Source organism: Micromonospora sp. NPDC049891, assembly GCF_040660295.1.
GTDB lineage: Bacteria > Actinomycetota > Actinomycetes > Mycobacteriales > Micromonosporaceae > Micromonospora.
Map to the genome: position 1 here is coordinate 163,695 of NZ_JBFAML010000001.1, position 17,399 is coordinate 181,093.

Genomic DNA, 17,399 nt, shown 5'->3' on the forward strand with positions numbered 1-17,399 from the left:
CTCGGCGTCCCCGGCCGCCTGTAGCCGGACCGTTGCCCACAGCCATCGACAGGCGCAATTCGCGTGCGGTACGGTCCGGTGTGCCGTGGTGACGGTAGCGGCACGCACAGTGATGAAACCGGGAGGAGTCCGGCGATGCCGCGGGGTGAGATCGACGAGGCATGGATTGAGGAGGCGGTCCGGCGCTACCGCCGCATCGAGTCTCTCCAGGCCGAGTTCGACCAGGCCGTGGCGACGGTCGAGGTCACTGTCCGCTCACCGGACGGCCTGGTCGAGGTGGTGGTCACCGCCGGCGGCCGGATCACCGACGTGCGGTTCCTCGGTCCCCTGCACACCCGGGCACCGCGTGACGTGGCCGACTCGGTGCGGGCTGCGGTCACCGCCGCCGCCGACGCTGCGGAATGGGCGAGGGAAAAGCTGCACAACGAGACCTTCACCGCCTACCGACCGCTGACGGGGGCCTGAGATGGACAGCCTTCGTATCTTGGCCGGCCGCCTCGACGAGGCGAGCGCCACGCTTACCGCGCTCTCCCGATCGGTCACCGCCGGCGACCCGGCGCAGGTGGCGTTCGGCGCCGACGCACCGGGTCGGCCCGGTGAGGTGGGTCGGGCGCTGCACCGGCAGTGGGTGGCCGCGACCGGCGATCGGGCCCGGGAGGCGCACGCCGCCGCCGCCCAGGTGGCGTCCGTGGCCGCCGCACTGCGCGAGGCGGCCGACCGCTACTCCGACACCGACTCCGCCGTCTCCCGCCGGCTCGCCGGTGAGGCGTGATGGATTTCCTCGACCGGCTCACCGAGCCCGGCCTCGACCTGCTGGGTCGGGTCGACACGCTGCTCGCGGCCGGTGCGCCCGAGGGGCACCGGGTCTGGCCGCTGTTGCGCCGGATGCAGGTGCTGCCGGGTGACGCGCTGCGCGGCTTCCTCGACCTGCGGCCTGGGCCGCTGGCCACCGCCGGGCACGCCGTGCGCCGGCACGTGCACGGCTACGACCACGCCTGCGCCGCGCTCACCGACCCGGTGCTCTGGTCCGGTTCAGCCGCCATGGCGTACGGCCAGTCCCGGGCGATGCTGTTGCGACATCTGGACGAGGGCCCGGAGAGCCTGGTCGGGCGGCTGGAAGCCACCGCCGGCTACGCCGACGCGCTCGCCGACTGGGTGGAGGGCAGCCGGCTCGCCGTCGCCCGGGCACTTGCCGAGGTGATCGGCTCGACCGAGGCGGTGGCCGTCGTCGCCGCCACCTCGGTCCGCCGGATGACGTCGGACGCCGGGACGTCCGGGTCGGGTGCGGCCGCCGCCGAGATCGGCGCCCGGGTGCTGGCGGTGCTCTGCGTCGCGTACGACGGAGCGGAGACCCTGTTGCGGCAGTGGTCACCGAGCCTGGCCGAGTCGCCGTGGCGACCGGGCGGCGGGCGGTTCCGCCCGGACACCGGCCCGGCGGGCGGCCGGACGACCCGCGTCGGTTGGTGACGCCAGGCCGCGCTTCGCAGGACGCTGCCCGGCCGGGCCCCGGCTCGCTCGGTCTCAGCTCGATCGGGCTCGGCTTGCTCGGGCTCAGCAGGCTCGGGCTCGGCTCGCTCGGCCGAGCCTGCTGAAGCGCGGGCTGGCCCACAGGGCGCACGGCGCCGCTCGCGGGCACCCTCCCGGGTGGCCGTCAGCGACGCCGTGACCTTCCCTGCACCCCCCGCAGGTCTGCTTCCCACTCAACGCGTTCAATCCGGTCTTGTCCCGCCTGCGACGCAGGTTTCAGCCGTCCGGGCGGCATCGTCGTACCGGTAGCCGGGATGGGGGTCGGTCGAGTCGACAATCGTGGATGGCTGCGCGGTCAGGGCGGGCGTCGACGTGCTCGGTCGAGCCGAGGCGGAGTCCGGGGGGCGATCCGCCCCGCGCGACGTAGGGTGAGGGAATGGGCATGCTCTGCGCGGTCAGTTTCCAGCGGTACGGGCGCCTCTACTATCTAAACCCCGGTGAGTTGCGACCGCAGGTGGGCGACAAGGTGCTGGTGCCCACCGATGACGGTCCCGAGGTGGCGGAGTGCGTGTGGGCGGCGCAGTGGGTCACCGAGGAGACGGCGGGCTTCCCCCGGCTGGCGGGGCTGGCACAGGACGAGGACCTGCGTCGCGACGAGGAGCTGCGGCGGCGCAAGGCCGAGGCGAAGGTCGCGGCCAAACGGCTGATCCGCGAGCACGGGTTGCCGATGAAGGTGGTCGCGGTCGACCACGTGCTCGGCAACGGCGAGGGTGGCGGTGAGCGCAGCACCATCTACTTCACCGCACCGCACCGGGTGGACTTCCGCTCGCTGGTCCGTGATCTGGGCGCGACCCTGCACTGCCGGGTGGAGTTGCGTCAGCTCTCGGCCCGCGACTCCGCGCGGGTGCAGGGCGGCATCGGCTCCTGCGGGCGGGATCTGTGCTGCGCGACGTTCCTGAACGACTTCGAGCCGGTCACCATCCGGATGGCCAAGGACCAGGATCTGCCGCTCAACCCGCTGCGCATCTCCGGCGCGTGCGGCCGGCTGATGTGCTGTCTGAAGTACGAACATCCGCTGTACCAGAAGTTCCAGGAGTCCGCCCCGGGGGTCGGCTCGCGGGTCTCCACGCCGCAAGGGGACGGCCGGGTGGTCGGCCACAGCGTCCCGAGAGACGCGGTGACCGTCCGTCTGGACGCCGACGGCTCCCGCTGCTCCTGCTCCCGCGCCTCCGTCTGCGCCCCCCGCCAGGCACACGACCAGCACTACACCCCTGGACCGAGCTGATCATGAAGTTGTTGTCCCGCACACGCCGTGCCGAGGACAAAACTTCATGATCAACGCTGTGGGTCGGGTGGTCAGGTGAGGGTGATGGGAGGTTCGGCCAGGCGGGGGGTCAGGGGGGTGGTGGGGGTCAGCCAGGAGGAGTCGGGGGACTGGTCGGGGTTGATCCGCCAGTCGCGGGCGACCCGGTCGACGGCGATCGGGTAGAGGGTGAGCGTGCCGCCGGGATCGATGCGCATCCTGACGAAGCCCTTGGCGTCCTCGATACCCTGCCCGGCGAACAGCTCGTTGACGTTGACCCCGAAAGCGCTCGCGAGCAGCAGGTACGCGGCCACCAACTGGCTGGCCACCAGCCCGATCACCGGCAGGTAGACCACTGCCGCGGCCACCGCCGGCAACGGCCACGACCAGTCGTGGAACGGCAGGGCCAGCCAGGCCCAGGTGCCGGCGGCAGCCAACCCGACGTGCGCCAACCCGTGCCCGACGCCGAGGATCCAGTGCCGGGCGTGGCGTTTGCCGCTGGAACTCGGCGGTTTCGCGAACATCGCCGCCCCGAGCACCGTCACCAGCACCATCATCACCAGCGGCACGCTGAACAGCCGTTGTTCCGAAGCCTCGGAACGGAAGTCGGTCACGCCGGCCATGGAGAGCATCAGCAGGGTCTGCAGGACGCCCAGCAAGGTCGAGAAGCCCGGGTTACGACGCGGCAGTCGGGCGAAGATCCCCCAGCCGTACCGGCGGGAGCGGGCGGCGTCGGGGTAGCGGCCGGCCAGTTCGTACGCGCGGGACGGGCTGGACCGTCGGGCCAGGGTGTCGCGTGGCGGCACCTCGATGCGCTCGGGCAGCTTGTGCGTCGGGTACAGGTAGGCACCGCCGCTGCCGCAGGTGACCAGCTGCCGCCCGTCCGGCCCGGTGTAGCGCGCGTAGTGGTGCAGGTCGCCGGAGATCAGCAGGCGGACCCGGGCGCCGGTGGGCGCGACGATGGTCCGGATGAAGTAGTCGATCGAGTCGTACGCGGTGGGCTGGTCGACGGCCTTCACCCAGGCCGGCGCCGGCACCGCCAGGATCACCCGGCTCTGCGGCCCGAGCCGCTTCGCCACCGCGTCGAAGTAGGTGAGCTGCGGGTCGTCGACGTACGAGCCGGACTGGTCGTCGAGACCGAGCAGCCACCAGTCGGCCGGTAGTTCGGCGGCGAAGTACGACCGGGACTGCCCGGTACGCCAGCCGCCGAAATGCCGGTCCCGGGTACGGACGAACAGGCGCAGGAACGCCGTCAGCCCGTCGTACCAGTCGTGGTTGCCGGGCACCGCGAAGATCGTCGGCTGCTCCGGTGGGGTGGCCGGCAGCGCCGCCTGGTACGGCCCCTTGCACCGGTCCTCGTACGCCTCGTACTCCGCCGACGGGTAGACCTGGTCGCCACCCATCACCAGGGTCTGCGCCCGGGGCAGCCGGTGCCCGTCCACGGTGATCTCCCGCTGGGCGAGCAGGTAGGCGACGGAATAGGTGGCGTTGAACCCGTCACCCAGGTCGGCCACGTAGTCGAGCCAGAGCCCACCGTCCGGTCCCACCTGCCGGGCGATCTCCGCGTCCAGCGCCTTCTGGAGTTCCCGCTTGTCCAGGTACGCACCGAACAGCATCGCCAGCAGCGTCCGCAGGCCGGTGCTGATCAGCAGGAACGGCGCGAGCCACGGCACCGGCTTGCGGGGCGTGAAGCCCAGCTCCAGCCGATCGGTGCTGCGGGGCCGCCGCGACGCCCGGCCACCGGCCGCCTCCTCGGCGTACGCCCCGGGCGGTTGGGGCCGGCCGCTGGAGGTCGGCCCGACATCGACCGGTTCGTCGCGAGAGGTGTGATCGTCGGTCATTCGCCGCAGCGTAGTGCGGCCCGGGTGACCCGACGACCCCGGAAACGCCCCGGTGCCCGGTTCGTTCGCCTCGGGGGCAATCCCGCTCGGCCCGGGAGCGGCGCGTACCGTACACTTGAGCACCGTTGCCGCCTTAGCTCAGTCGGCAGAGCGACGCACTCGTAATGCGTAGGTCGACGGTTCGATTCCGTCAGGCGGCTCGGTAAAGAAGCCCAGGTCATCGACCTGGGCTTCGCCGTTTCCGAAGGTCGACGACCTCACCGCGAGGGGGACCTGTTCGGCGCGGCCGAGGCATTCCTGTGGGCGTGCCGGCTCGACCCCGACGACGCGAGCAACTCCGCACACGCTGTGGACGCCATCCGGAACCGTCAGTCGAGCAACGGGCTCCGAGGCACTGCCGGACCGGGCGACAAACCATTGGGGCATTCATTCTCCGCCATGCAACCCCGCTGGCTCGCGAATCGTCAGGGGGCTGTGAGAGTGAAGGAGAGCGTGTGTGAGACGTGACCGTGACGAGCAGTTCCACAGCTTCGTCCTCAGCCGGCGTTCCGGGCTGGTACGAACGGCGACGCTGCTGACCGGTGGTGACGCGCATCTGGCCGAGGATCTGGTCCAGTCCACGCTGACCAAGCTGTACGTCGCCTGGCCGGCGGTCCAGCGGGCGGACAACATCGAGGGCTACCTGCGCCGGACCCTGGTCAACGCGCTCACCGACGAACGCCGTAGGTGGTGGCGCCGGCACGAACGCTCGGTGGCGGAACTTCCGGACCGTTCCCGAGCCGAACCGGGCAGCGGCGGCGATCTCGACGACGGCCTGCGCGCGGCCCTTCGGGACCTGCCACCAAAGATGCGCGCCGCAGTGGTTTTCCGCTACTTCTACGACCTTTCCGTAGCCGACACCGCCGACGCCCTCGGCTGCTCCGAGGGAACGGTGAAAAGCCAGACCGCCCGCGCCCTGGACCGGTTGCGGGCCGCCCTTGCCCAGTATCCCCTGACGGGAGTCACCCGATGATGGATCTGCACGACCGGCTCGACCGAATCGCCGGCCCAGTCGCCGAGCCGTCGGCCGCCGAGGCCGACGCCGACCTGGCCCGGGGCCGCCGGGCGCTGCGCCGCCGCCGGTCCGCCCGCGCGCTCGGTACCTCAGCCTTCGCGCTCGTCGCGCTGGCCGTCGCCGTCACCTACGGCACCCAGGCTGGCCCGACCACCACCACTCCCAACAACGCGCCGGCCCAAGCCGCGGCTACCCGCCTCGTGGCCTACGAGGGCGAGCAGCCTCAAGGCTTCACGATCGACAAAGTCCCAGCGGGCTGGGAGATCCAGGGCGGCACCACCAGCGAGCTGACGATCGCTCCGAAGAACGCGGCGGACAAGAACCCACTGGCGTTCGTCGGCAAGATCGGCATCATGTTGCAGTCGGCGAGCGACCGCTCCACCCCGACCGGTACGCAACTTGAGGTCGGCGGCAAGCCTGGCGTGCTCAATACCGCCGATGGCACTCAAGGCGGCAAGAACCTGTGGGTCAAGCAGCCGGACGGCGTCTGGATGCTGGTGCAGATCTGGGACGCCCGCGGCTGGACCCAGCAGGACATCATCGAGTTCGCCGACGGCATCCACGTCCAGCCGGGGGTCGAACGCATCGTCGGCTGAAGGTCCGTCGCCCGCCGCCCACCTGCTCAAGGTGCGCGGCGGGCGAGGCGGGACGGCCGCCGAGCTGATTAGCCGGCGGACCGCTTGGTCTTGCCGATCGAGCCGAGGTGGGTGTGTTCGAACCCCTCGGTGGTCTTGAGGCCGTAGCCGAGGGCGCGGTCGACGGCGATGTGGAACGCCCAGGCGATGGCGAGAATGCCGAGCCAGTCGATCGGGTCACGGAACGCGGCGAAGGCCACCGCAATCATGCCGAGCAACGCCGGCAGCGCGTAGGAGTGCCCCAGGTTGTAGCAGAAGGCACCCACCCTCGGGCCGCGCAGATAGCCGACCATCGACAGGTCGAAGACCAGGAAGAGGGCGAGCAACCACCACCATGCGTACCCGACGGAGACGGTCACCACGATGGCGAAGGCCGCCACGACGACGCCTTCGATGCGCTGCGTCTGGACCGGGTTCATGCGACAACTCCCAGGGTGGCGATCTGAGTTACAGCCAGTCGTGCTCGCGGGCGTAGCGCGCGGCTTCGTGGCGGGTGTGGGTCTGGGTCTTCTGCATCGCGTTGGAGAGGTAGTTGCGTACGGTGCCCTGCGCGAGGTGCAGCCGGGCGGCGATGTCGGCGACCGAGTAGCCCTCGCTTGTCACCCGCAACACGTCGAGTTCGCGCTCGGTCAGTGGGCAGTCGTCGACGATGGCGAGCGCGGAGACGTCCGGGTCGATCCAGCGTTTGCCCTCGTGCAGGGTGGTGATCACCGAGGCGATGTGGGCCGGCTCCGCCGACTTGCTGACGAAGCCCTGCACGCCGAGTTTCAGTGCCTTGCGCAGCACGCCGGGCCGCGCGTGCCGGGTCAGCATGAGGACCACCTGCTCCGGCCGGACGCGGCGGATCTGCGCGATGGCGCCGAGACCGTCCACGCCGGGCATCTCCAGGTCGATGACCAACACGTCAGGCTGGTGTCGCAGGGTCGCCTCGACGGCGGTGTCGCCGTCGGACGCCTCGGCGAGGACTGTGATGTCGCCTTCGAGCGGAAGCAGCGCGGCCAGCGCCTTGCGGAGCAGGGCCTCGTCGTCGGCGAGCACGATGGCGGTCATCGGTCATCCTTCCGCTGCGTGCCGGGGGACGCGGCGGCACGAGCGGGTGGGAACCTCGCGGCCGTGCGGAAGCGTCCGTCCTGCTGTTCCACGGTCAGCTCGCCGCCGTCGCCGGCCACCCGTTGTCTGAGGACGGACAACCCTCTGAGGTCGGGAAGCGTATCGCCGGTCACGCCGTCGTTGACGATGGCGATGCCGGATTCGGAGAGCGTGATCTGCACCTGGGTGGCCTGTGCGTGCCGCAGGATGTTCGTCGTGGTCTCGCGCAGGACCTGGCCGAGCAGTTCGCTGCTCCGCGCGTCCACCTCGGCCTCCCGGGTCACCCGCACCCGGATGCCCGCCGCCTCGAACAGGTTCTTCGCATTTTCGAGTTCCGCCGAGAGGTTGAGCCGGCGCTGCGCGTACGCCAGCTCTTTGGTCTGGGTGATGGTGTCGCTCACCAGAGCGTATGTCTCCCGCAGTTCCTTCTCGGCTCGATCGGCGTCGCGGAGCACCAGCTTCTGCGCCAGCGCGATCTTCAACTTGACCACGTGCAGGGTGTGGCCCTGGATGTCGTGCAGGTCGCTGGCGAAGCGGACGCGTTCGCGGATGACCGCGAGCTCTGCTTCCCGCTCCCGGGCATGATCGAGTTCCCGGATGAGATCGTAGAAGCGCTCGCCGATGACGGTCAGGACGGTCACCACGACGGTGAGGACCGTCGGGACGAGAACGTAGGTGATCAGGACGCCGCGTACGTCGTCCTGCTGCACCAGAAGCCGCGTCGCACCGATGGCGGCGACGTAGCTGAACAGCCCGACCGCCACCAGCGTCCGACGGCGCCGTACCTGGCGTAGCGCGAGGGACCCTACGGCGCAGACGCCCCAGTAGGCGTTGGGGCTGCCGGTCAGCAGCACCCCGAGCGGCCACACCGCAGCCGCGACGATCAGGCAGGGCAGGGCGACCCGAGCGAGGTCGTCCGCGGTCCAGCGTTCGAAGGCCACCACCGCCGCGACGGCACCCGGGACCAGGACGATGAGATGCCACCAGGTGTGCGCGTCGGTGGCCAGGAGAACCACCGCGGCGAACACGACGGGCGGGAGTGACGTCAGGAGATTGATCCGGCGCAGGCGCTTCTGCGTCGTCTTGGTGAAGCCCGGCGATCTCGCGGTCACCCAGCCAGTATTCCCACGTCCAGGCGGGGCGAGCAGTGACACCACGTCATACGTGGTCGTGACATGGCGACCCTGACCGATTGGATCGGCCGCTGCTGTCATTGGGACATGTCCACGACACCAGTGATCGAAGTCGAACGTCTCAATGTCAGGTACGGCGACTTCCACGCCGTGAAGGACCTTTCCTTCGAGGTCCGGCGTGGGGAACTGTATGCACTGCTCGGCACGAACGGGGCGGGAAAGACCTCGACCCTGGAGACCATCGAGGGACACCGGGCGCCGACCTCCGGCACCGTACGTGTGTTCGGCCACCAACCCGGTGACCGCCGGGTGGTCCGTCCCCGAATGGGGATCATGCTCCAGGAGAGTGGTTTCTCCCCGGATCTGACGGTCCGCGAGTCGGTCCGCCTGATCGGCACCCTCACCCGGCGGACCGACGACGTCGACCGGGTGCTCGACGTCGTCGACCTCACCAGCAAGGCCGGCCGGAAGGTGTCCCAGCTCTCCGGCGGGGAGAAGCGGCGGCTGGACTTCGCCACCGCCGTCTACGGCACCCCGGAGCTGATCTTCCTCGACGAACCGACCACCGGCCTGGACGTCCAGTCGCGCGACCACCTGTGGACGACCGTGGACCGGCTCCGCGAGAACGGCGCGACAATCGTGCTCACCACGCACTACCTGGAGGAGGCGCAGCAGCGCGCCGACCGGATCGGGCTGATGCACGAGGGCACCTTCCACCGGGAGGGCACGGTCTCCGAGCTGACCCGCACGCTCCCGGCGGTCATCCGCTTCTCGCTGCCGCCGACGGCACCGGCGCTGCCGTTGCAGGCCGTCACGAACGGCGGCGGCAAGGTCGCGATCGAGACCTTCGGCCTGCAGAAGGACCTGCACATCCTGCTCTCCTGGGCGCAGGACCACGCCGTCGAGCTGCGGGACCTGGAAGCCGGGCCGACCCGCCTCGACAACGTCTTCCGCGCCATCAGCAGCTGACTCGTTCCCCGAGAGGAAATTCTTCCGTGTTCCCCATCGCCTTCAGCGAGTTGATCCAGATCTTCCGGAACCGGCTGGTGCTGGTCACCAGCTTCATCATCCCGGTGGTCGTTTCCGGGTACTTCGTCCGCCAGCACGAGACCTTCGCGGCCCTCGGCAGCCTCGGCTACATCGCGGCGATCGTGCTGTTCACCGTGGCCGCGTTCGGGCTCTACGCCACGACCGTGACCACCTTGGCGTCCCGGCGACAGAACCTCTTCCTCAAACGGCTGCGCTCCACGGCCATCGGGGACACCGGCATCCTCGCCGGCCTGCTGCTACCCGCCACCGTTGTCGCCGTGGTGCAGGTGGCCGCGATCCTGACCGCGCTGGCCATGGTTGCCGGCGGTCCGGCCAACATTCCCCTGCTGGTGGTGGCGATCGTCGCGACCGTGGCCATGCTGCTCGGCCTGGGGCTGGCCACCGCCGGCCTGACGAACTCACCCGAGCACGCCCAGGTCACCACCCTGCCCGTCACCCTCGGCGTGATCGGCGTGGCCAGCTGGGTGGGTATCAGCGGCACCGAGAACCTCGCCCTGCTCAAGCGGCTGCTGCCCGGTGGTTCCGCCACCGAGATGGTGATGAACGCCTGGAACGGCGGCGTCGCCCTGACCGACTCCCTGCTCCTGCTGGCACCGACGCTGGGCTGGGTGATCGTCGCCGTCGTGCTGGCCAGCCGCCTGTTCAGCTGGGAACCCCGCCGCTGAGGCGGCAAGCGCGCTGCCTTTGAACCCGACCGTCCGTTCGACCAGATGCACACGGCCCGAAGAGACGTACGACGAAGGAGTGACCGTGACCGCCGAGACGACGCCACCCGGAGCCCCGACTCTGGTGGAGGACCTGCTGCTCCTGCTGTTCCAGCCGAGGTCGGGCACCATCGCCGGAGAGAACACCCTCTTCTACGTCCTCGCGGGGGCCGTACTCGCGGATCTCGCGCTCAACGATCAGGTGACAATGGCGGACCGGCGCAAGGTGAAGATCGTCGAGGGTCATGCACCGTCGGATGACCTGCTCCGATCGGCGTGGGACTACGTCTCCGAGAAACCCCGAGGCGTGCAGACGGTGCTCGCCGCGATCGGTCCCGAGCTGCGCAAGCCGGTGTTGGAGCGGCTCATCGAACGCGGCGACATCACCCGAGAGGATCGCAGGATGCTCGGCCTGTTCCGTACGACAGCGCTGCGCGACGGTGGCAACGGACGCCGCACGCGCCTGCTGGAGGAGGTCCGGCAGGTCCTCGTGGACGGCGCGGAACCGTCGACCCGGGTCGCCGCGCTCGCGGCGCTGCTGTCAGGCAGCGGAACCCTGCCCCAGTTCTACCGCGACATTCCCTGGACCTCACCCGTGATCACCCGTGCCAAGGAACTTGAGCAGGGCAACTGGGGAGCCGGCGCCGCAGCGGAAGCCGTGACCCGGACCATGACCGCGACCGTCGTCAACAGTGTCATCGTCACCACCACGGTGATCCCCCGAAGCTAGGACGTCTGTCCAGGCGCCGGCCCGCGCCGGCAGCGGGTTGGGGGCTGTCTGTCGGACGGCAGCGTTAGGTTGCGAGCGTTCGATGGCGAACCCACAACTCACCGGAGGTCCCTGTGCACTTTGCGCCGGTTGTCGTCAGCCTGCCGATCGCCGACCGACAGGTCTCCCACGACTTCTACCGGGCCGCGCTCGGTCTGGCCAGCGTCGGTGAGCTGGCCGAGGACGGGCTGCCCGAGCCGTTGCAGTTCGAGGTCAACGGCGGGCTGCGGTTGATGCTGGTGCCCACCGGCGGGTTCGGCTGGGTGCTCGGTGGTCGGGAGGTGGCCGACTCACGGCACAGCGAGTGCGTGCTCGGCCTGACCGTCACGGGTCCGGACGAGGTGGACGCGCTGATCGAGCAGGCCCGGGCCGCCGGCGCGGAGGTGGTCACCGAACCAGGCCAGCAGCCCTGGGGGTACGCGGGCACCTTCGCCGACCCCGACGGTCACCTCTGGATGGTCGCCGTCGCCCCGCCCACCACCTGACCGGAGGATCTCGCGGTGGCGGTAGGGCAGGCACCAGCACCGTCGCCGAAGGAGCGAGCGGGTCAGGTGTAGAGGGTGGCGGCGTACTGGGGGCCGTAGTGACGTTCGAGGTCGGCGAGGGTCTCCGCCGGAGCCTCGACCTCCTTGATCAGCCGAGCCCGGCTGGGCAGCGGGTCCTGCGGCCAGGTCTCCGGCTGCCACAGCTGTGACCGGAGGAACGCCTTCGCGCAGTGGTAGAAGATCTGCTCGATCTCGACCACCACGGCGAGCACCGGACGGTGCCCCTTGACCGTCATCTCGTCGAACCACTGTGCGTCACGCAGCAGCCGTGCCCGGCCGTTGATCCGCAGGGTGTCGGTGCGCCCGGGAATGAAGAAGATCAGGCCGACGTGCGGATTCGCCAGGATGTTGCGGTAGCCGTCGGCCCGCTTGTTACCGGGGCGCTCCGGAATGGCGATGGTCCGGTCGTCGAGCACCAGGGCGAAACCGGCGGGGTCGCCCTTCGGGGAGACGTCGCAGCTGCCGTCCGCTCCGGCGGTGGCCACCAGGCAGAACGGCGAGGCGGCGAGCCACTGCCGGTCACGCTCGTGCAGCCGGGTGCGCTCCTTGGCGACCGCGCGGGGGGCGGGGGTGCCGAGCAGCTCGGTCAATTCGGCTGCGGATGTGATCTCCACCGTCACTGGGTGCCTCCCCGTGGAGTTGACCGTGGTGGCGGCACCCGGGCGGGAAACCGCCACGGTCAGTCTAGTCGCGCCCGCCCGCGAGGTTTGTCCCTCGGTGACCGGGGTACCGGCCCAACGAGCGCCCTCGGACAGCAGTGGAGGCCCGGAGATGGAGAGTCGGCTCAAGATCCTGGGTCATCCCGTCCATCCGATGCTTGTGATGTTTCCGTTCGCCCTGCTCGTCACCGCCGTGCTCTTCGACGTCGTCGACACGGTCGGCGGGCCGGACTTCCTCGGCGAGGTGGCGTACTGGAATCTCACCGTCGGCCTGATCGGTGGCCTGCTGGCCGCGGCGGCCGGGACGTTCGACCTGCTGGCCATCCCGTCCGGTACCCGCGCCAAGCGGGTGGCGCTGACCCACGCCGCCGCGAACGTCGCGGTGATCCTGCTCTTCGCCGCCGTCTGGGTGGTGCGCCTCAACGCCGACTCGCGGGGCGCGGGCGGGGCGCTGATCGCCATCGAGGTGGTGGCGCTCGGCATCCTCGGAATCGGCGGCTGGCTGGGCGGTGAACTCGTCGACCGGCTCGGCGTCGGCGTCGACCGGGACGCGGGCCTTGACGCGCCGAGTTCCTTGCGGCCGGCGGCCGCCAGTCAACGGATGGGAGATGCGCGATGACCAGGCCGGGACGCGGTTGGCGGGGCGGTCAGCAGGGCTGGGACCCGATGGGCGAGTTGCAGTCGCTGCGGGCCGAGTTGAGCCGCCTGGTCGGTGGTCGACCGGGGCCGCCCGAGGTGGAGCTGGGCGAGACCAGCGACGGTTGGGAGGTGGTCGTCCGGCTGCCCGGCGTCGCCCCGGAGGAGGTCGCGGTGGAACTTGACGACCGCGAGCTGTGCGTACGGGCGCGGACGGAGGCCGAGGTCAACGCCGACCATGGGATTCCCGGCGGGTTCGAGACCCGGGGCTTCGAGTACCGGGTGCAGCTGCCGTCGCGGGTGGACCCCGAGACCATCGACGCGTTGATGGACCACGGTCTGCTGCGGGTGCGGCTGCCCCGGGCGAACCGGCCCGAACCGCGCACCATCACCGTCGGTCGTACCGGTCCGCGGTCGGCCGGCCCTTCCGGTGGGGTGCCGAGCAGCGTCGACCCGGCGGCCGATCGGGAACTGCACCAGCCGGACGTCGCCACCGGCGATTCCGACCGGTAGCGGACCCGGTGGCCCTGCTGGAAGAGGCCGCCGACCGGGTGCCCGACGTGGCCCGGATCGCCGTGCTGCGCGCCAACGCGCTAGGTGATTTCATCTTCGTGCTGCCCGCGCTCGAGGCGCTGCGGGCCGCGTATCCGCAGGCGGAGATCGTGCTGCTCGGCGCGCCCTGGCACGCGCAGCTGTGGCGCGACCGGCCGGGCCCGGTCGACCGGGTACTTGTGGTGCCGCCCGCACCGGGGATCCGCACGGCGACCGCTGGCGAGCCCGAGACCAGCATTGTCGACTTCCTGGCCGCTGCCCGCGCGGAACGCTTCGACGTGGCGCTGCAACTGCACGGCGGCGGTGCCAACTCCAACCCGCTGGTGGCCGCGCTCGGTGCCCGGGTCACCGCCGGCCTGCGGGCCGAGGACGCCCCGCCGCTCGACCGCTGGCTGCGCTACGTCTACTACCAGCATGAGGTGATCCGCTACCTGGAGGCGGTGGCGCTTGTGGGTGCTCCGGCCACCACGATCACCCCGGCCCTGACGGTCACCGATTCCGACCGGGCCGAGGCGCGGAGCGTGCTCGGCGAGCCGGAACGTCCCCGGGTGGCGTTGCATCCCGGGGCGACCGACACCCGCCGTCGCTGGCCCGCCGACCGCTTCGGGCAGGTGGCCCGGACGCTGCACACCGACGGGTACGAGGTACTGGTCACCGGCACCCCCGCCGAGCAGGACGTGGTCGACCAGGTGGTCGCCGCCGCCGGTGTGCCGGTCCGGCCGCAGGTGGGCACCCTCGGTCTGGGCGGGCTGGCCGGCTGTTACGCCGGCTGCGAGCTTGTCGTCTCCAACGACACCGGCCCACTGCACCTGGCCGCCGCCGTCGGTACCCCCACCGTCGGCATCTTCTGGGTCGGCAACCTGATCACCACAGCTCCCGTGCTGCGGGGGCGGCACCGGCCGATCACCTCGTGGACTGTGCACTGCCCGGTCTGCGGCGTGGACTGCACCCCCGGCATCTACCCGCACCGTCCGGGCGACGGCGACTGCCCGCACCGCGACTCCTTCGTCACCGACGTTCCGCTGGACGAGGTGCTCGAAGCCGCCCGCGAGCTGCTGTTCCGCTGAGAGATCCGGCGGCTCAGGCGTCCGGGTCCGGGTCGGCGAGGACGACCTCCCACGCCTCCACGTCGCGTTCGGTGACAGTGGTCGGTGACTCCAGGTGGTACGCGCCGCTGGGCAGGACGCCGGCACCGCCGTGGCGCGCCAGCACGGCGAGCTGCGCGGCGACGTCCTCGCCCTGGTGCCGCGTCGGCACCCGCCGCCAGAAGTCGAAACCGCCGGCGTCGACCAGCTTGGCCCGGTCGTAGAGCACGCAGCCGCCGACCCAGGAAACCCGGTACGCCCGCCAGTCGCCGTCCGGCAGCGCCAGCGACGCGGTCACGTGCAGCAGGTTCGCCGCGGAGTGGATCTGCGCCCGGTCCCACTCGGGGGTACCCGGCCGGACCCGCTCCGGCACCGGCCGGCCCGGCCACTCCTGGTAGTGCCGGTGCGTGTCCGGCCGGACGTCGTGCAGGTAGGACAGGCCGTGCACCGCGTTGCCGACGAAGCCGCAGTCCAGTTCGCCGATCGCGGTCACCAGCCGGCGCAGCGTTCCCGGCTCCAGCCAGACGTCGTCGTCGAGGAAGAGCACGAACCGGGCGGTGGAGTTGGCGAGCAGGTAGCTGCGGTGTTCGGCGAGCCCTCGGCGGGGTAGCCGCCGGGTCAGCAGCACCGGATGTCCCCGGTGGCGCAGCGCCCGGACCATGGTGGCCGCCGCCGGGTGGGTGTACCCGGGTTCGCCGTCGGACTGGTCGCTGACCACCACGCCGAAGCCCGGCACCCCCTCCTGGGCGGCGAGCCCGGAGAGGGTGACGGCGAGTTCGGTGGGACGGTCGCGGGTCGGGACGAGCACGTCGACCAGCCGGTCGACGCGGAACTGCGCGGACGTGCCGGCGTCGAGGGGTCGGTTCACGGCGCCTTGCCGGTCAGCGGCGGTGCGTCCGCACCTGTGGTGCCGGCCGCGCCGGAGGTCTCCACCTCGGGCGCGGGCCCGGTCGGCCCGGCCTCCGCGCCGGTCACGCCGTCCTGGCCGTACGCGCGGATCCGGTCGATGATCGCCGAGGTGGAGCGGTCCGGCACGTACCCCAGGGTGCGTACCTGGCCGCCCAGCCGCTGCACCAGCGGCGCCTCCGGCACCAGCTCCGGTGGGTAGTCGCCGCCCTTGACGTAGACGTCCGGCCGGACGGCTTCGATGAGTGTGGCCGGTGAATCCTCCTCGAACACCACCACGTGGTCGACGCAGGCCAGCGCGGCGAGCAGAGCGGTACGGTCCTCGATCGGGTTGACCGGCCGGTCCGCACCCTTCAACCGGCGTACGCTGCCGTCGGAATTGACCGCCACCACCAGCAGGTCGCCGAGGGCGCGGGCCTGTTCCAGGTACCGCACGTGTCCCCGGTGCAGCACGTCGAAGCAGCCGTTCGTGAAGACGATCGAGCGGCCGGCGCGCCGGTGTTCGGCGACGATCTCCGTCAGGTACCCGGTGTCGACAAGAACCTGCCGGCCGTCGGGTGTCGGTCGGCCCAGCGCGGCCAGCAGGTCCTCGCGGCGGCACACGCAGGTGCCGGTGCCGGCGACGGTGCTGGTCGCCGCGAGCTGGGCGAGTTGGGCGGCGGTGGACAGCGGAGCGTCGGCGGCCAGCGCGAGTGTCATCGCCGCCAGGTACGCGTCACCGGCACCGACGGCGTGGCTGGCGGGCACGGGCGTGCTGTGGCTGCGGGCAGGCTCACCGTCGATCCCGCCGACCACCGCGCCCTCGGTGTCCAGCGTCACCGCTACCACTGCCGCGCCGGTGTGGGCCCGCAGCTCGGCGAGCCGGGACTCGGCCAGGACGGCACGGTCCACGCCGGCGCCGACCTCGGCGTTGACTGTCACCCCGGTGCCGGTCACGCTGAGCCCGTCGCGGGTCATCGCCACCCGGCTCTCGCCCGGGGTGGGTTCACCGGTGGGCCCGTCGGTACGCCGCATCCCGGCCTCACCCGGTGCCGTTCCCACGGTCATCTCGGAGGGCCCGTCGGCCGGGTCGACCTCGGGATGTTCCAGGTGCAGCTCGCGGCCACCGGTCGACGTGCCGTCGCCGGCCGACGGGGTCGCGGCGACGGCCTGGTCAGCGGGGGTGGCCGGGTTCGTGGCCGGCCCGACCATGCCCGCCCGGGCGAGCAGTCGGGTGGCTTCCGCGAAGCTCGGGGTCACCACGGTCGGGGCGAGGCCCCGCCAGTCGGCGAGGTCGTGGGCGTCGAGCGCGACAGTGGCGTACCGGTCCCGGTGTTCGACCAGCCAGGCGCGTACCGGCGCGGGGAGGGCGCCCAGGCCGTAGTCACAGACCACAAGCGCCGGGGCTTCGCCTCCGCTGGCCGCCCGCAGTTCCTCACTCGCGCAGTCCAGGGCGGTGAGCAGGCAGTCCACTCCCACGTCGCTGAGCGGGTCGTCCGGGTCGCCGGAGTCCTCCCGCAGCAGGATCTGGTCGCCGGCCAGCATTCGACGCTTGACCGGGGTGGGGCGCCCGGCCTGGCTGACCGTGCGGTCCCAGACACCGGCCCGGTCGAGACAGTCGTGCAGCTCGTCGCCGGCGGCGTCGGCTCCGACGGGTGCCACGAGCACCGAGCGCCCGCCCAGCGTGGCGATGTTGACGGCGGTGTTGGCGGCGCCGCCCGCCGCCGAGATGCGGCGGCGCAGGGTGAGGACCGGGGCGGGGGCTTCCCGGCACAACCGGTCGGAGTCGGCGAACCGCCACTCGTCGAGCATGGCGTCACCGATCACCAGGACCGGACGCCCGAGCCAGCTCTGCACGACGTCGGCGAGCCGGAGCTGTTCCGCTGCTGCTGCTCGTGCCATGCCGGCGGTTCCCCTCCGGCTGGCGGGGTCAAACCTGCCGGCCGGGCACCCGCTGCGGCGACGTGCGGTGGGCCACCGCTGCGCCGCGTT

At 71.3% G+C, this 17,399-nt stretch carries 20 protein-coding genes and 1 tRNA gene; 14 read left to right on the forward strand and 7 right to left on the reverse strand.

Annotated features, from left to right (window positions below):
* The first annotated feature begins 135 nt into the window (after positions 1-135).
* The 4 genes from AB0I71_RS00770 to ricT all read left to right on the forward strand — a co-directional run bounded on the left by AB0I71_RS00770 (position 136) and on the right by ricT (position 2,752).
* The gene (locus AB0I71_RS00770) at positions 136-465 is read left to right on the forward strand and encodes a YbaB/EbfC family nucleoid-associated protein (protein ID WP_093404078.1); all 330 of its coding nucleotides are present in this window, start codon (positions 136-138) and stop codon (positions 463-465) included.
* 1 nt (position 466) lies between these two features.
* A complete protein-coding gene (locus AB0I71_RS00775; RefSeq protein ID WP_357581144.1) occupies positions 467-772 on the forward strand; it encodes a type VII secretion target in 306 nt (101 codons plus the stop codon).
* The gene (locus AB0I71_RS00780) at positions 772-1,467 is read left to right on the forward strand and encodes a hypothetical protein (RefSeq protein ID WP_357581145.1); all 696 of its coding nucleotides are present in this window, start codon (positions 772-774) and stop codon (positions 1,465-1,467) included. The genes AB0I71_RS00775 and AB0I71_RS00780 overlap by 1 nt, the downstream gene beginning before the upstream one ends.
* Positions 1,468-1,903: 436 nt before the next feature.
* A complete protein-coding gene (ricT, locus tag AB0I71_RS00785; RefSeq protein ID WP_357581146.1) occupies positions 1,904-2,752 on the forward strand; it encodes a regulatory iron-sulfur-containing complex subunit RicT in 849 nt (282 codons plus the stop codon).
* Between the two features lie 71 nt (positions 2,753-2,823).
* On the opposite strand, the gene AB0I71_RS00790 is transcribed toward ricT, so the two are convergent.
* Positions 2,824-4,611, reverse strand: a complete 1,788-nt coding sequence (locus AB0I71_RS00790; RefSeq protein WP_357581147.1) for a metallophosphoesterase — start codon at positions 4,609-4,611, stop codon at positions 2,824-2,826.
* 127 nt (positions 4,612-4,738) lie between these two features.
* Here AB0I71_RS00790 and AB0I71_RS00795 point away from each other — a divergent pair.
* The 3 genes from AB0I71_RS00795 (at position 4,739) to AB0I71_RS00805 (ending at position 6,261) form a co-directional block, all read left to right on the forward strand.
* Positions 4,739-4,811: transfer RNA gene (locus tag AB0I71_RS00795), tRNA-Thr, on the forward strand.
* Between the two features lie 296 nt (positions 4,812-5,107).
* Positions 5,108-5,623 (forward strand): SigE family RNA polymerase sigma factor, encoded by a 516-nt coding sequence (locus AB0I71_RS00800; RefSeq protein ID WP_357581148.1) that lies wholly within the window; start codon positions 5,108-5,110, stop codon positions 5,621-5,623.
* Positions 5,623-6,261 carry a hypothetical protein gene (locus AB0I71_RS00805; protein ID WP_357581149.1) on the forward strand — a complete coding sequence of 213 codons (639 nt, stop codon included), beginning with the start codon at positions 5,623-5,625 and terminating at the stop codon, positions 6,259-6,261. Before AB0I71_RS00800 ends, AB0I71_RS00805 begins: the two co-directional genes overlap by 1 nt.
* Positions 6,262-6,329: 68 nt before the next feature.
* Here the strand turns inward: AB0I71_RS00805 and AB0I71_RS00810 are convergent, their stop codons facing one another.
* Genes AB0I71_RS00810 through AB0I71_RS00820 form a run of 3 tightly spaced genes read right to left on the reverse strand, consistent with a single transcriptional unit; the run spans position 6,330 to position 8,501 of the window.
* On the reverse strand, positions 6,330-6,719 hold the full coding sequence (locus AB0I71_RS00810; protein WP_357581150.1) for a DUF4260 domain-containing protein: 390 nt from the start codon (positions 6,717-6,719) through the stop codon (positions 6,330-6,332).
* A gap of 28 nt (positions 6,720-6,747) precedes the next feature.
* Positions 6,748-7,350: a response regulator transcription factor gene (locus AB0I71_RS00815; protein ID WP_357581151.1), complete on the reverse strand. Its 603-nt coding sequence runs from the start codon at positions 7,348-7,350 to the stop codon at positions 6,748-6,750.
* Positions 7,347-8,501, reverse strand: a complete 1,155-nt coding sequence (locus AB0I71_RS00820) for a histidine kinase (protein WP_357581152.1) — start codon at positions 8,499-8,501, stop codon at positions 7,347-7,349. Before AB0I71_RS00820 ends, AB0I71_RS00815 begins: the two co-directional genes overlap by 4 nt.
* A gap of 108 nt (positions 8,502-8,609) precedes the next feature.
* On the opposite strand from AB0I71_RS00820, the gene AB0I71_RS00825 reads away from it, so the two are divergent.
* From AB0I71_RS00825 to AB0I71_RS00840, 4 genes are all read left to right on the forward strand, one after another.
* Complete coding sequence (locus AB0I71_RS00825; RefSeq protein WP_357581153.1) at positions 8,610-9,491, forward strand: ABC transporter ATP-binding protein; 882 nt, start codon at positions 8,610-8,612, stop codon at positions 9,489-9,491.
* A 26-nt stretch (positions 9,492-9,517) separates the two neighbouring features.
* Positions 9,518-10,237, forward strand: coding sequence for an ABC transporter permease (locus AB0I71_RS00830; RefSeq protein WP_357581154.1), 720 nt, complete (start codon positions 9,518-9,520; stop codon positions 10,235-10,237).
* A gap of 85 nt (positions 10,238-10,322) precedes the next feature.
* Entirely contained in the window at positions 10,323-11,006 is a 684-nt protein-coding gene (locus AB0I71_RS00835; RefSeq protein ID WP_357581155.1) for a GPP34 family phosphoprotein, read from the forward strand.
* A gap of 113 nt (positions 11,007-11,119) precedes the next feature.
* Entirely contained in the window at positions 11,120-11,530 is a 411-nt protein-coding gene (locus AB0I71_RS00840; protein WP_357581156.1) for a VOC family protein, read from the forward strand.
* 62 nt (positions 11,531-11,592) lie between these two features.
* Here AB0I71_RS00840 and AB0I71_RS00845 read toward each other — a convergent pair whose 3' ends face one another.
* Entirely contained in the window at positions 11,593-12,210 is a 618-nt protein-coding gene (locus tag AB0I71_RS00845) for a pyridoxamine 5'-phosphate oxidase family protein (protein WP_357581157.1), read from the reverse strand.
* A 151-nt stretch (positions 12,211-12,361) separates the two neighbouring features.
* Here AB0I71_RS00845 and AB0I71_RS00850 point away from each other — a divergent pair, with 151 nt between their 5' ends.
* The 3 genes from AB0I71_RS00850 to AB0I71_RS00860 are packed head-to-tail and all read left to right on the forward strand — an operon-like array spanning position 12,362 to position 14,504.
* On the forward strand, positions 12,362-12,868 hold the full coding sequence (locus tag AB0I71_RS00850; RefSeq protein WP_357581158.1) for a DUF2231 domain-containing protein: 507 nt from the start codon (positions 12,362-12,364) through the stop codon (positions 12,866-12,868).
* Complete coding sequence (locus tag AB0I71_RS00855; protein ID WP_357581159.1) at positions 12,865-13,398, forward strand: Hsp20/alpha crystallin family protein; 534 nt, start codon at positions 12,865-12,867, stop codon at positions 13,396-13,398. Before AB0I71_RS00850 ends, AB0I71_RS00855 begins: the two co-directional genes overlap by 4 nt.
* Before the next feature lie 8 nt (positions 13,399-13,406).
* The gene (locus AB0I71_RS00860) at positions 13,407-14,504 is read left to right on the forward strand and encodes a glycosyltransferase family 9 protein (protein ID WP_357581160.1); all 1,098 of its coding nucleotides are present in this window, start codon (positions 13,407-13,409) and stop codon (positions 14,502-14,504) included.
* A gap of 13 nt (positions 14,505-14,517) precedes the next feature.
* Here AB0I71_RS00860 and AB0I71_RS00865 read toward each other — a convergent pair whose 3' ends face one another.
* On the reverse strand, positions 14,518-15,390 hold the full coding sequence (locus AB0I71_RS00865) for a glycosyltransferase family A protein (RefSeq protein ID WP_357581161.1): 873 nt from the start codon (positions 15,388-15,390) through the stop codon (positions 14,518-14,520).
* Positions 15,387-17,309 carry a D-glycero-beta-D-manno-heptose 1-phosphate adenylyltransferase gene (gene rfaE2, locus AB0I71_RS00870; protein ID WP_357581162.1) on the reverse strand — a complete coding sequence of 641 codons (1,923 nt, stop codon included), beginning with the start codon at positions 17,307-17,309 and terminating at the stop codon, positions 15,387-15,389. Before rfaE2 ends, AB0I71_RS00865 begins: the two co-directional genes overlap by 4 nt.
* Positions 17,310-17,399 lie beyond the last annotated feature (90 nt).